Origin of the sequence: Schlesneria paludicola DSM 18645 (genome assembly GCF_000255655.1) — a bacterium.
Taxonomy (GTDB): Bacteria; Planctomycetota; Planctomycetia; order Planctomycetales; family Planctomycetaceae; genus Schlesneria; species Schlesneria paludicola.
Window position 1 is genome coordinate 1855647 of the sequence record NZ_JH636434.1, and the last position, 12428, is coordinate 1868074.

The window sequence follows — 12428 nt, forward strand, 5'->3', positions numbered from 1 at the left end:
CGGCGAATGCAGCCAATGACGAGCGGCGACTCGGGATCACGTTCTCGATCCAGGTCACAAAAAGCCAGTCATCACGCCATTCGATAAAATCCCTAATATTTCGTTGTCTTGTAGATGCCGGTTCGCCCAGAGCACTGCGTCCCTTGCCTGTTCTTGTGGGCATTCAGGTGCGAATTGTTCGTCGATTTGGTGAACGATTTTCTGCAAATGGGGCAGGTAAAAACGTACCTCGGTCCCCCGCGAGGTTTAGGCGTCCGCGTTGATCGGCGAGGGATCTTCAGGCTTTGGGCAGTTGATTGCCGGGCACTATGATGGATCGGGCCTTCTGGAATGAAGTCGATGGAAAAGCGTGGCGTAAAGGCTTGTTCCGCGATTTTCGTACTGATAATCCGATCGGTTCGGAAGCTGCGTATTTCGCCCGCTGGGAGCTTCACGGCATACATGACCATGTTGCCTTCGGCGGTGAACCGCAGTGAATACGGTTCGATGAGGTAAGTGGTCTGCTGACCGTTGTCTTTCCGGTAAACCATTTCGACGCAGAGCCGGTTGACCGCTGCGAAACGGATGCGATTGAGTGTGCTGAGTTGCCCAGTGCCGCTGGCAATCGCCTCACCCTCTTGCAGTAATGCAATCGCGGGCAGGAGCGTCGCTGGAATTTCCTCTGGATTGTCCAGCCACGCGAAGAATGTTGGTAGTTCGTTCCAGAAAGAATCAAATGGCGGTAACGCCTGGAGCTGGTGTGCAAGCTGGTCTTTCCAGCCTGTTGCACATTGATCTTTGTGGCTGTCGAGATCAGGGAGGGTTGGAAAGGTGATATTCTTGAACGCACATTTCCGGGTCAGGACGGTCTTGACCTGCGGTGCGACATCGGCGGACTCCGGCCTGCGGTAAAAATTGACAACGTCGTAGAGGTCGCGTGGGCGGGTACGTTCTTTTAACGCACGAATTTTCTCGGCAAAGACTTCAGCATAGGAGTAACTTTGGATTTCAATTCCGCCGTCGGGAAGATCGCTGTAGTCATGACGTACCGCAGTCATGACCGGCTCTTCAACGAGGAGTTCATCGGCTGTCAGGTCGAGTTTGATTTTCGGCATGGAGTGTTTGCTGCCGAACCCCATCGGGCCGCCGTAATAGACGCGCCCCTGACAACCATCAACGCCGCGTGGGTTTCTTTCGTCGCCTTGGATTCGCTGCTCGATATGAGAGCCACCGTCCAGTTTTTAAGCTCGCCGAAACCAAGCAGCTTCTGGATGTATTTGATCAGCAGGTCACATTCAGCGAGGCGGCACAGCGGATGGACCGTAAAACTCTCTAAAAAGCTTATGATCCGGGCTGCCGGGACATTTTTCCATTCAACCCGTCTCGGCAGGGATTGCGGTTGTGGCAATGAACGCAACCAGGATTCGGTCGCTTTCATATTGCCTTCCTGGATTTTGGCATCCTTGTGGAAGATCGTTGTTTGCACAAGATGGCCGGAGAATGACACCTGCATTCGCCTGCCATGTCGTATTTTATTGGCGGCAGTGATATTCAGACCGTCCGGGTGCGTCCGAACCTTGAGTCCGTAATCCTCAGGCGTAAGCTTACTGAGTTCCATGAAGTTGAATTCCCGCCGCAACTCTTCATTTGCCACCGCAATATGCTCGTACCAGCCAACAAGATCGCCGGTGGTGTAGAGGCGGCAGAGATCCACATAACCGGGCCGATATCCAAACCAGCGCCCCATCTGGAGCAGCGTGTCGTAGTTTTTGGCGGGACGGATGTAATAGCTTACCGAAAGCCCTTCGAGCGTCAGACCTCGCGATAGCTTGTCACCGCCCACGGCAACGACGTTCAGACCAGTTGCATTTGACGGATCATCGTAGTCCAAAACGCCGCCCGCATCCCCGTTGATACCTCGTACTTCAATTCTGGTAATCGCGGTGAGAAGCTCAGCGCGCACCTCTTTCCAGGTCAGTGGCGTCATCTGGGGATCATCAATCTTTATATTCGCGGACGTTGGCAAATAATTCATGTTCCAGAGTTCTTCCAGTTGCCCGACGAACTGGACCGCCTGTTTTCCGGTGTTGTATTCCAGCATCCGCGTCATGTGGACGAGTTCGGCATAGATCAGATCCATGACCTGGGTCTGTACGAGATTGAACCGCGTGACATGCACTAGCATCGAATTGTGGGCATCTTTCTGGCCTCGTACACGGCGTGCAGCGCAGGTGATGACAAAGGACTGCAATGCGCTGATGAGGGATTTTGGCAGCTCCTTGCACACCCCATTGATGCGATGGTCACAGAACCAGCTTTTGGCGTATTGTGACGTTACTTCCGCTTCAATGAAATCTCCGCCAAGTCCCGCCTCGGGAACGACGATTTCGCCAAGATGCTTTCGTATCAACTCCCCCAGCTCATCGCTGTCGGCTTTTTTTGCACCGGCATTTGCCCAGCGGCTGGTTATCTGGCCGCGCAACCCTTCCTCCCATGCAGTGTCGGAATCGGCACTCTTAGGCGTGAGACCGCTACGGAGCTTCGGCAGATCGTCCAGCACTTCCGAAACTGAAACCGCTTTATGCGGCTTCAGCTTCTTCGGATTTACGGAAATGATGTCATCCCTGATACCCAGAAGTATGATGCGGTGACGCGCCTGCGGGACTCCAAATTTCTCGGTGCGGATGACTGCTCCATCGAGTTCAGCATTCTCAAAAAGCCGTCCATCACAAAGGGAATAAATTCGGTAACCGCCCTTGCGAACATGTTTGCAAGGGCGCCCTTCGCGCGTGACTGCTATGGCCGGGTCGCGCAAGTCATCCAGGATGCGATCGAACATGCGGATGTTGTTCAACGTTGCCGAAAGCAGGCCCTTGACATTCTCCATAATGAAAACTGCCGGTCGATGTTCGGCCAGTATCTGGAGATATTCCACATAGAGGAGCTGCCGCGCATCGTTGGCGGGAACGTAGTCGGGATTGCCCTGGTTTCGTGAACGGCCAGCGATGGAATACGCCTGGCACGGTGGGCCCCCGATCAGAACCCAATCCGAACTCTTATCCAGAGATTTGACGATCCTTTGATAGACATTCTCTGTTGGTTCGCCGCCCGGCCCGAGCGTAATATTCCAGCAATGGGCTTCACTTGCTTTCGCCTGCTGCTTGTGTGCCTCATACAATGCATCAATGTGGAGTTCGCCACGAAGGCACCGGTAGTAATCGTCAGGGACATTCGGTCCGAACTGGCGGAAGAAGGATCGTAAGCGAAGCGTTTCGGCTGCAATCGCATCCTTCTCTATCGAGAGCACAACATCAAAAGCGGTTTCGCCGGACTCGGTTTTAACGGTGGAGAAACCTTCGCTCAGGCCGCCGGGGCCCGCGAAAATGTCGACGACTTTGATCATCCTTGATCTGACCTCGCCTTCGGCGGCAGGCACTTCATGACGTACAAAGCCTGGGTGGGTTGATTTTGAGTGATTTCTGCGGTTTGGGCGGTCCAAATCGTTTTGGACAAAAAGCGACCAAAGGTGATCAACAGTTGTCTGGGAGGACTTAAAAAATCAGAACAAAAGTGCCTCTCGCTTCCTTAGTAACAATCCCAATTGCTCTGCACGGATTCGCATGGCCTCGGCGGAAACTTGGAATAAGGCAGCAAACGGACGGACCGCAGTTTCCATGAGAGATTCGTCCGTGAAACCCTCGGTATTCCCGGCTCGCAGATCGGGCAGGTAGATGGGTTCCAGGTTTCCGCGCCATTCTTCCCAGGCTTGTTTGACTATGTCGCGGGGCATCAGCAAACAGGACGCGAAGCGGTTCGCCTGGTATTCGATGGGTTCGGTGTCGCTCGAACGGCAGATATATTCTGGCCGGGCCACACCTTCTGCAAACAGAGAAACCTGATTGGCGTTGCGCTGGAATAATTGGCGGTGAAGACGCCAGTGTCCGGCTTCGTGTGCGAGTGTGAAGTTGTAGCGTCCGAGCATGGGAGGATTCTCGGACGGGTCGAGGCGATGATCGATGCCCACACGCTTTTCATTGACCCACAAAGCGCCATGAACATCAGGAACGCCGAAGAGTTTCTGCATATCAAGGAACTCAAGCGTTAGCCCGAAGTGAATTTCGACGATTTCATCGATGGGGATTGGTGGCGTGACAACCGGTCCATGCTTCTTTCCATATTCGGCGAGCAGGATTGCTGCTTCGTCCTCGAATGCGCGATCAGTCAGGAATGGCAACTTAGGACCGGAACTTGATAACAGCCGTTTTGGCATGAATTACTGCCCCTCCTTCTGCATGCGTTCTGCATTTTCACGAAGCTTGCGTAACTGTTCAGGGGTTAGGCCGCGAACGGCGCGTAGCAGATCGGGGACAGCCGTCGGAGATTCGCGAATAATGTCTGGCAGGTCTTCAGTTAAACGACCGGCGAGGGCAGTCCATTCGTCGATGCTCTCGCCCAGCAGCTCCGCCATCTTCTTCACACGGTCGGCAGTTGGTGGGTCAACATTGTCCTGCTCGACCTGCGAAAGATAGGTTGGGCTGATTCCCACAAGTTCTGCGAACTTTCGCAAGCTAAAACCTCTTTCGACTCGCTTCTCACGAAGATGCTGTCCAAATGTTTTCTTAGCCATTTCAAGATTCTCCATAGATGGCTTTTCGAAACATCGCATTGAGCGCGGCGACGAAACCGGCCCCGGCAAAACGCATGGCCTGGTTTCTTGAGTTCAAGATTATTGTTAAGTAAACAGCGAACACGCTAAATCCTACCCGCTGACCTGAGCGCAGACAACAGTGTCGAGACAGAAAGTCTATTGATTATTGGCTTTATACCGATTGTACTGATCAGGTGTTTTATTTTGATGTGGGCTTGCGTTTCACGGCCATAGTGTTTACTGTTTACTGCACACGGACGCCGTGGCGTCGGGGGCGGTAAAGCAAAATCAACGTACGGAGTATGGCATGAGAAAGTCTTCACTGGATGACGAGCAAAACGGCGAAAACAGGATCGCAAAGTTTCCTCAAATCGCGCCGGGATCGGGTGGATCGAGGTCGGGTGGTGTGGATGCTGTAGGTGTCCTCGATAGCAGAATGCTTCCTGACCAGGAGTTCATGTCCCAATGGGACGCCGTGATCATTGATCCTGGACAAAAGGACCGGCTTCTATCGCAGGCAATTTTGAATTTCACACTCAGGGAGAAGGTAAATCGATCAAATTTGCCATTGCATGGCCTGATCGTCTTGCATGGGCCGCCGGGGACTGGAAAGACGTCGCTGGCACGCGGGCTGGCGTCGCGAACCGCTGAGGCAATCGGCAGGCTCGGACATTTCCGCTACATCGAAGTTGAACCGCATGCCCTCACCGGGGCGGCCCTCGGCAAGAGCCAACGGGCTGTGCGTGATTTGCTCGGCCAGACGGTCGCAGAGCAGGCCGAACGCGGGCCGTTGATCGTTCTGCTTGATGAAGTGGAAACTCTGGCGGCTGATCGCGGGCGAATGAGTATGGATGCGAATCCAATCGACGTACACCGGGCAACCGATGCTGTCTTGGCACAACTGGACCAGCTCGCCTCGAAATACCCGCACCTGTTATTCATCGCAACGAGCAATTTTACCCGAGCTGTCGACGGTGCCTTCCTTTCCCGCGCCGACCTGATCGAAAACATCGGCCTGCCAGGAGCGGACGCGTGTAGCGCCATTCTGCGATCAGCGGTGGAGGAGCTGGCAAGGTCGTTCCCCGCCACGGGGCGCATTCCGCAGGATGCCGATTTCATGCGTGCTGCGAAGCATTGCGTTGGCCTTGATGGGCGACGCATCCGCAAGCTCGTGATTTCGGCATGCGCACTTCGTAAGCAGACCGCAATTGATCCGAACGGATTGACTGCCGCCGACATCCTTCAAGCAGCGAAACAGGCCCAGGAAGAACTGAAATCTATCAAGGAGTAATTGCAATGGCTGTGGTGGCACGTCGAATCCGGGCAACGCCCGAACGCGGTGCGGCTGATGCGTGGCAGGTGATCGTAGACTTAATCGCCCCCACGGATGGTGCGGCTCGCCGGGAATTGATCGGTATCGAGGGGATTGCGTCGTCGATTATTTCGACTGAATCACCCAAAGATGCGGCAATGGTTGTACGTGGTAACGGTCCGCGTGTTCGGATGTATTGTCTCTATGACGACGATGCTATTGCGGGAGACGACGCCAATGAATCTGCACTGGCGGAGTGCCCAACCGAAGGTGATTGGTCGATGAGCCTGCCAGCGGATGCGGAGGATGTCTCGTGGGTCAGGGATGCGCTTGCCAAGAAATCAAAGCGGGTGACGGTTCGGGAGAAGAACGAAACGGTCAAAGATGATGAGGAACCGTCGAAAAAGTCGGCTGCCACCGAAGCGGCAATAAACATGGAGGCATTTCTACGACCATGAGTACTTTTGTTAGCGGTTACACGTATGCGCATTCCGTGACCTTCGTCACGGATAAAATGTTGATGGCGATTAAAGAAATTATCAGGTGCAGCGGGCTCAGCCCTGAAAAGTTGACATCCAGTTGGAAGGTCCTGCAACGGGGGATTAACACCTGGTTGAATTCCCGCGATTTGGAAACCGTTGTCCTGGAAGTTTACAACCCGAAAACCGACGCCCTGATTGGTGCCTGGGATTTCGACATCTTCTACGGCGCTGCTGGTGATTGCGCCATGTGGGTGAATACAGACGATATCAAATACCACATCCTTAAAGCCGGGCAATGGCCATCGGATTGCGACTATCGAATTGTGCTATGCACGAAAAGCGGTCGCCCGGATGTTGAAGGCTTCAGGGGCACGACGCTCCGGTCCCGGGACGGATTCGTCCGGCAAAGTATTGGCACGACGATCGACGGAAATGGGCTGGGGGCGGGAACCGCATATTGGAGGGCCGTAAAGTGATTACTGTTGCCGAAGCATTTAAGAAATTCCGAAGTCGACTTGAACTGAGCGACCGTGAACAAGATGACGCTTCACGACGCCATAACGAAATCCGGGATTTCCTGAAGACCATGTTCGACGTGGAAAACGACTTCCTTACTGGCTCGTACAAACGATGGACAAAAACAAAGCCATTGAAGGACGTGGACATATTCTGCGTGCTTGGCCAGAAGGAGCGCCACCGGCGCGACAAACCGCCCGGTGACCTGTTGAAAGCGTTCGAAGACGCATTGGTTGAGAAGTATGGACGCGACAAAGTGTCGCGTCAGCGCCGATCGGTAACGGTCGATTTCGGGGTTACTACGAACGAGGATGAAGATACGGGCGGCAAGGTCATGAGCTTTGACGTGGTGCCCGCATTCACGAAAAACAATCACTACGAAATCCCGGATACCTCCACGACCTCTGGTTGGACTGAAACGAACCCCCAAGTCCATCACGATTTGGCGGTGGAAGCGCAGAAAAAATACGACGGCGAATGGAAGGGGATCGTCCGGATGACCAAGAAATGGAATGCCAACCAGGGTAAACCGGTCAAGCCGTCATTCCTGATTGAAGTGATGGCCCTGGAACTATTGCATCCTCCGTTTGGTGGCGACTATCGCTTCGAGATCAAGGCTTTTCTGGCGAGCCTTGCTGACCGCCTTGATGAAACCTGGGCAGACCCGGCCAGGCTCGGACCGCCGGTTAGTGACGCGATGGATCAGGTCGCCCGTGACGCGGCTAAAATCAAACTGCGGCAAGGTTCGGACGCGGCGGCGAAGGCAATTCAGCTTGAACGGCAGGGAAAGAACGGCGAGGCGTTGAGAGTCTGGCGGACCGAAGTGTTCGGCCCTATGTTTCCGTTGTCGTAAATGAGAGGTAAAAGCATGCCTGGGTCCCACCTGAGTAAGTTGCGCGGAATGGAGTTTCTCCAGCGTGCGTTTGCAAGTGAGCAGTCGTGCCTCGTTGCAAAACTTCGGTCGTCAGATCGGATTGTCCATGACGGCGATCGTGGCGAGGTCAATGAACAATACTTCATCGAGGTGCTAAGAAATTACCTGCCGAACCGTTACACGGTCCACAAGGCCACGATCCTTGATAGCGACGGGCAGGTATCGGACTCCATCGACGTGGTGGTACATGACCGTCAATACACACCAACCCTTTTGGATAGCGAATCACATCGCTACATACCGGCAGAAGCGGTCTATGCCGTATTCGAATGCAAGCCTACCATCGACAAAGGGTATCTCGAATATGCGGGCAAGAAAGCCGAATCAGTTCGTCGGCTGAAACGAACCTCCGTGCCGATTACGCATGCTGGCGGCTCATATCCCGCCAAACCTCATTTCGAGATTCTTGCCGGTATCCTCGCCATTGATGCGGATTGGAAAGAGGGATTCTCAACGTCGTTTGAGACCTGCCATTCCGAACTGAAGGGCCTTTCCAGGTTGGACTGTGGGCTTGCCGTCGATGGGCATGCATTTGATACTTTTGAGCAGGGTGGGGCTTATACCTACTGCAAATCCAACAATGCCCTGGTCTTCTTTTTGTTCCGGCTGCTCAACCAGCTTCAGTCGCTCGGGACAGTTCCCGCAATCGATTGGAATGCATACGCATCGCAGTTGTCGAAGTAAGGGCCCTCATTGTTGGTCTCGTACCTGAGATTGTCGCCTAATGAAGCGTTGGTCCGTCGTCCTTGCGCTTCCATTGCGTCGCAATTCGTTCCTGAAAGGTCATCGGCAGGTGACCCCAACATTTAGGAACATGGTTAGAGGTCATAATCTTCATCACAACTTCGATCTCGATAGGGTGATTCAAGATATCGTCCGCTTCCCAAGTATCGGTGAACAGAAGCTGGGCGATCTTTCGGGGCTTCGGGTCTACAAATTCTGGATGGGGGAGCAACTGCTGCTTCTGGCCTACGAACCGGCAGAGGCGGATAGGCTCATTCTGCATGGTGTTGGGTCTCACGCAAACTTTCAAAGTGATCTAAAAGTCTTCTGATTGTGTCGCAATCGTGTTTGTACGGGTTGCATTGTGGTGGCTGTCGCGATGGATCGGCGACAGGCTTTCTTTACGTCGCGTTGGATGGCGACGTCACGTGTTTGACGATTTAGGGAGAATCGTCAGACATCAAAAGCGGGCGCAGGCGTCGAGGCTAAATTCGGACCTGAGCGGAGGCGAAGGGGCGAATTTCCCCGGGAAACCCGGCCTATGCTGTGCATAGGGAAGACGCCTGTGCATTGGATACGACGACATTCATTTCGAGATCGAATTCAGTGATGTTTCCATGAATATGAAAGCCAAATTTGCCCCAATGTTGATTTTTCCGAAAAACCAAGTATTCCAAACTTCGTGCCCTTGAATGTCACCTATCTGTTGTTTTTATGTAATCTCACAAGTCCATGCGGCGCAACAGATTCTGACGTGGACTCTCGGATGAATTTGGCATCCGTCGAGTCGAATCGAGTCCTACGGTCGAAGAACCTGCAACCTGGACTGATTTCAACTGTCGGTTATTTATTGCCGCATTCGACATTCCAAATCAGGGAATTTGGGTGCCGGCCAGTTCACTCCAGCAACTTGAGATTCTCTTCGAGCGGCATCGGAAAAATACCTTCGCCACGGCATTACTGGCCCGCGAGATGAGGAACAAGGCCGAGTTCCTCTGAGTCGGATGCATTCGATTTCTGTTCTAATAGAGCGAGGAATCCGTCGACTGTCCGACGCGAGGCGTGTCCGTTCGGCGGCGGACAGGTATCAATTGTGGGAAGAATGGCCCGGGCGTCACTTCGCAGGGGGTTGGGGCAAGAGAGCGGCGAGTTGATCTGCGGGTGTGGCAGGAAGGCGGTTGAGAATGTCTTTCAGCCATATCCAGGGATTGATGCCGAATTGATGGCAAGTGGCCGTGAAGCTGGAAAGGATTGCCAAGCGACGTCCGCCGTCATCGCTGCCGAAGAAGAGTCAGTTCTTGCGACCGATAGCGTATGGTTTGACCACGCGTACGGCGAGATTATTGTCGATTGCGAGTGCACCATCTGTGACATAAGTGTTCAGCGCACCCCACTGATTGCGAGCATAGGTGACAGCTTCTCCCAGTGGGCTCTTGGGGAGGGCGCTCATGGCCAGTTGATCGAGCCAGTCTTTGAGCGATGCGAGCAACGGAATGGATTTGTCCTGGCGCAATGATCGGCGCGCAGCGACTTCAACTTCTTTCGCTTCGTGCTCGATGGCATACAATTGTTTGATTCGCACGACAGCTTCTTGCGCTTCGCGCAGACCCGTCTTCTGGGCGTCAACGAACTTTCGCCGCGCATGCGCCCAGCAGCCGACCTCAATGATTGCTCCGTTCGACCTTCGAAACAGTTCGTCATACCCGGCATATGCGTCGCACTGCAAAAAGCCCTGATATCCCTGCAAGAACGCGAGCGGTCCATCGCGGCTACGGTCTGCCGTCGCATCGTACACGGTGCCATGTTTCGAGACATAAGCCCAGATACGGCCGGTGCGGCAATGCGAGCGACCGGGATCCTGTACCGGAACCGGCGTATCATCGGTGTTCACAATGTTCGCTGCCAGCACTTGATCCTTGAGGCGTTGCCACAGCGGGGTCAGCACTTCGGCCGCCTCGGCGAGCCAGCCACATAAGGTCGAACGCGCAATCGGGAAACCCTGCCGAGCGTAACGCTGTTCCTGTCGATACAGCGGCAGATGATCGACCAGTTTCGAGACGATGACATCGGCAACGAGTCCCGGTGCCGCCTTGGACTTTGGCAACGCCTCAGGCGGCAATTCGGCGATCTTCATTTCATCAGGTTGATCACTCCCCGGGAAACGCACCACGTACTTGGGACGCACGATCCGGCGGACGAACAGAGATGATGGTGTATAATCGAGCTTCTCGCTGATCTCTTCACCGATCATTTTCCAGATGCCACCCGTCGCTTGCTTCACGGACTCAGGGACATCGATGATTTCGGTCTCGCGGTTCCATCCGGCATGATAACTTAAACCCATCATCCCCGCCGAAGGTGTCACGAAATTGGACCCGTGGCGGAAAATTGTTCCGATTTGCCATATCGCGGGCGACGTTTTGCATTGAGTGCGACCCCGCCCAGAATGAGAGATAACTCGGTGGCCGTGATCGAAACTCCCGTGGCGTCGCCGATGACTTTGGGAAACTCGAAGGTTCCTTACTCGAGCCGCTTCTGCCAGACAGCGTATCCATCACGATCCCAATAAAGAATCTTCAGCCGATTCCCTTGCTTGCCGCGAAAGACGAACCATGTGCCCGACAAGAGATCGCCCTGCAGATGCTCCCACTCCAGGGCTGCAAGCGTGTCGAAACTCTTCCGCATATCCGTTGGTGTCAGGCAAAGATAGACCTTCGTCCCAGAGAAGTTCAGCATGATGGCTCCTCGCTGGCAGACGCCTTCAAGGCCGCAAACAGGGACGCCAGGGCAGAGACTTCACAGGCCGCCAGACAGACCACGTGTCCCGAAGGACAGCGGACCTCTGCGGATACCGTCGCCTCGGGCAACAGCGTCACGGGAATAAATGTCGGCGGGACACACGGCGTTTTCGACGACGCCTCGTCGCGTAAACGAAGCTCCCGCTTCCAAGAATAAAATGTTGGCTCCGCCAACTCCTACCGGCCACAAAACTCGCGGATACTAAAGCCACTTGCCTGATACTGCGCGATTTGTGCACGCCACTGACGCTCCAGCGTCAGGTCTTTTTGTCTTCGCAACATTCGTAGCTCCTTGATGGAAACCCACCAAGGTTAACAACCACCGCAAGAAGGCATTTCACCGTACGGACACTTCCGTTGCCTCGGGATCAGATAATCAACCACAGGTTCGCACGCGCGGCGGAAGGGGCAGAGGAATTACGACCGACGCTGACGACGAGGAGAATCAACACCACGGGCTGGGAAAACATTATCTGCTTCTCACCGGCTTGACAATCCCTTCTTCATAGATGTCCCCGTGGTGGTCGTGGCATCTCAGAAATCAGCCCATCGCTTCGAAATCAAAGAGTCCTGACCCCGTTGTTTTGCCCGCAAACGTATTTCTTCACTATGTTCTGGATCTGTGGGTGGCCGCATGGCGAAAGCGCCATGCGGTGGGAGAAGTCATCATCGTGCGTTATGCCGACGATTTCGTTCTCGGTTTCCAAGAGGAGATCGATGCAAAATGCTGCCTCGGAGCACTCAAGGAACGGTTTGCCAAGTTTCACTTGGAACTGCACCCCGAGAAGACGCGTCTGCTTGAGTTCGGTCGCTTTGCGGCTGAACGACGATCAAAACGCGGCGAAGGTCCTCCTGAGACATTCGATTTTCTGGGATTCACGCACATCAGCGGGAAAACCAGCAAGGGCGATTTCACCATCCGCCGCATCTCGGCGTTAAAGAAGCTCAAAGGCAAGCTCATCGAACTGAAAGACAAGCTGAAACGAATGGTTCACTGGGATCTGGCGGAAGTCGGCTCCTGGTTGTCGAGTGTCTA

General features: G+C 54.2%; 14 protein-coding genes. 7 read left to right on the top strand and 7 right to left on the bottom strand.

The genetic code is table 11. From position 1 onward, the window contains the following. Positions 1-92: 92 nt before the first annotated feature. The 4 genes from OSO_RS47685 to OSO_RS0109170 all read right to left on the bottom strand — a co-directional run bounded on the left by OSO_RS47685 (position 93) and on the right by OSO_RS0109170 (position 4606). Positions 93-1094 carry a nucleotidyl transferase AbiEii/AbiGii toxin family protein gene (locus tag OSO_RS47685; RefSeq protein WP_010583101.1) on the bottom strand — a complete coding sequence of 334 codons (1002 nt, stop codon included), beginning with the start codon at positions 1092-1094 and terminating at the stop codon, positions 93-95. Continuing rightward, positions 1070-3382, bottom strand: coding sequence for a Z1 domain-containing protein (locus OSO_RS47690; RefSeq protein WP_010583102.1), 2313 nt, complete (start codon positions 3380-3382; stop codon positions 1070-1072). The genes OSO_RS47685 and OSO_RS47690 overlap by 25 nt, the downstream gene beginning before the upstream one ends. 156 nt (positions 3383-3538) lie before the next feature. Then, positions 3539-4249 (bottom strand): ImmA/IrrE family metallo-endopeptidase, encoded by a 711-nt coding sequence (locus tag OSO_RS0109165; protein ID WP_010583103.1) that lies wholly within the window; start codon positions 4247-4249, stop codon positions 3539-3541. Between the two features lie 3 nt (positions 4250-4252). Continuing rightward, positions 4253-4606: a helix-turn-helix domain-containing protein gene (locus OSO_RS0109170; protein WP_010583104.1), complete on the bottom strand. Its 354-nt coding sequence runs from the start codon at positions 4604-4606 to the stop codon at positions 4253-4255. Positions 4607-4934: 328 nt separating this feature from the next. Between OSO_RS0109170 and OSO_RS0109180 the strand changes: the two genes are divergently transcribed. Genes OSO_RS0109180 through OSO_RS49775 form a run of 6 tightly spaced genes read left to right on the top strand, consistent with a single transcriptional unit; the run spans position 4935 to position 8925 of the window. Continuing rightward, the gene (locus OSO_RS0109180) at positions 4935-5918 is read left to right on the top strand and encodes an AAA family ATPase (protein WP_010583105.1); all 984 of its coding nucleotides are present in this window, start codon (positions 4935-4937) and stop codon (positions 5916-5918) included. 5 nt (positions 5919-5923) lie between these two features. Next, the gene (locus OSO_RS0109185; RefSeq protein ID WP_010583106.1) at positions 5924-6397 is read left to right on the top strand and encodes a CBASS system Cap8 protein; all 474 of its coding nucleotides are present in this window, start codon (positions 5924-5926) and stop codon (positions 6395-6397) included. Continuing rightward, the gene (locus OSO_RS0109190; RefSeq protein WP_010583107.1) at positions 6394-6897 is read left to right on the top strand and encodes a hypothetical protein; all 504 of its coding nucleotides are present in this window, start codon (positions 6394-6396) and stop codon (positions 6895-6897) included. The genes OSO_RS0109185 and OSO_RS0109190 overlap by 4 nt, the downstream gene beginning before the upstream one ends. Continuing rightward, a complete protein-coding gene (locus OSO_RS0109195; protein ID WP_010583108.1) occupies positions 6894-7790 on the top strand; it encodes a CBASS oligonucleotide cyclase in 897 nt (298 codons plus the stop codon). Before OSO_RS0109190 ends, OSO_RS0109195 begins: the two co-directional genes overlap by 4 nt. Before the next feature lie 15 nt (positions 7791-7805). Continuing rightward, positions 7806-8555, top strand: coding sequence for a DUF6602 domain-containing protein (locus OSO_RS0109200; protein ID WP_010583109.1), 750 nt, complete (start codon positions 7806-7808; stop codon positions 8553-8555). Between the two features lie 40 nt (positions 8556-8595). After that, on the top strand, positions 8596-8925 hold the full coding sequence (locus tag OSO_RS49775; protein ID WP_083842823.1) for a type II toxin-antitoxin system RelE/ParE family toxin: 330 nt from the start codon (positions 8596-8598) through the stop codon (positions 8923-8925). Between the two features lie 783 nt (positions 8926-9708). On the opposite strand, the gene OSO_RS52550 is transcribed toward OSO_RS49775, so the two are convergent. From OSO_RS52550 to tnpB, 3 genes are all read right to left on the bottom strand, one after another. Further along, positions 9709-9852: a transposase domain-containing protein gene (locus OSO_RS52550; RefSeq protein ID WP_083842824.1), complete on the bottom strand. Its 144-nt coding sequence runs from the start codon at positions 9850-9852 to the stop codon at positions 9709-9711. 33 nt (positions 9853-9885) lie between these two features. Then, complete coding sequence (gene tnpC / locus OSO_RS42800) at positions 9886-10959, bottom strand: IS66 family transposase (protein ID WP_157605109.1); 1074 nt, start codon at positions 10957-10959, stop codon at positions 9886-9888. A gap of 155 nt (positions 10960-11114) precedes the next feature. Then, positions 11115-11330: an IS66 family insertion sequence element accessory protein TnpB gene (tnpB, locus tag OSO_RS49785; protein WP_010583112.1), complete on the bottom strand. Its 216-nt coding sequence runs from the start codon at positions 11328-11330 to the stop codon at positions 11115-11117. A gap of 688 nt (positions 11331-12018) precedes the next feature. On the opposite strand from tnpB, the gene OSO_RS42810 reads away from it, so the two are divergent. Next, positions 12019-12428: reverse transcriptase domain-containing protein (locus OSO_RS42810; protein WP_261340375.1), on the top strand; the 410-nt coding region annotated here is incomplete at its 3' end.

Excerpts from the sequence above, each read along its gene's own strand:
- OSO_RS47685 (WP_010583101.1), bottom strand. The coding sequence starts at position 1,094 with ATGCCGAAAATCAAACTCGACCTGACAGCCGATGAACTCCTCGTTGAA.
- OSO_RS47690 (WP_010583102.1), bottom strand. The coding sequence starts at position 3,382 with ATGATCAAAGTCGTCGACATTTTCGCGGGCCCCGGCGGCCTGAGCGAA.
- OSO_RS0109165 (WP_010583103.1), bottom strand. The coding sequence starts at position 4,249 with ATGCCAAAACGGCTGTTATCAAGTTCCGGTCCTAAGTTGCCATTCCTG.
- OSO_RS0109170 (WP_010583104.1), bottom strand. The coding sequence starts at position 4,606 with ATGGCTAAGAAAACATTTGGACAGCATCTTCGTGAGAAGCGAGTCGAA.
- OSO_RS0109180 (WP_010583105.1), top strand. The coding sequence starts at position 4,935 with ATGAGAAAGTCTTCACTGGATGACGAGCAAAACGGCGAAAACAGGATC.
- OSO_RS0109185 (WP_010583106.1), top strand. The coding sequence starts at position 5,924 with ATGGCTGTGGTGGCACGTCGAATCCGGGCAACGCCCGAACGCGGTGCG.
- OSO_RS0109190 (WP_010583107.1), top strand. The coding sequence starts at position 6,394 with ATGAGTACTTTTGTTAGCGGTTACACGTATGCGCATTCCGTGACCTTC.
- OSO_RS0109200 (WP_010583109.1), top strand. The coding sequence starts at position 7,806 with ATGCCTGGGTCCCACCTGAGTAAGTTGCGCGGAATGGAGTTTCTCCAG.
- OSO_RS49775 (WP_083842823.1), top strand. The coding sequence starts at position 8,596 with ATGAAGCGTTGGTCCGTCGTCCTTGCGCTTCCATTGCGTCGCAATTCG.
- tnpB (WP_010583112.1), bottom strand. The coding sequence starts at position 11,330 with ATGCTGAACTTCTCTGGGACGAAGGTCTATCTTTGCCTGACACCAACG.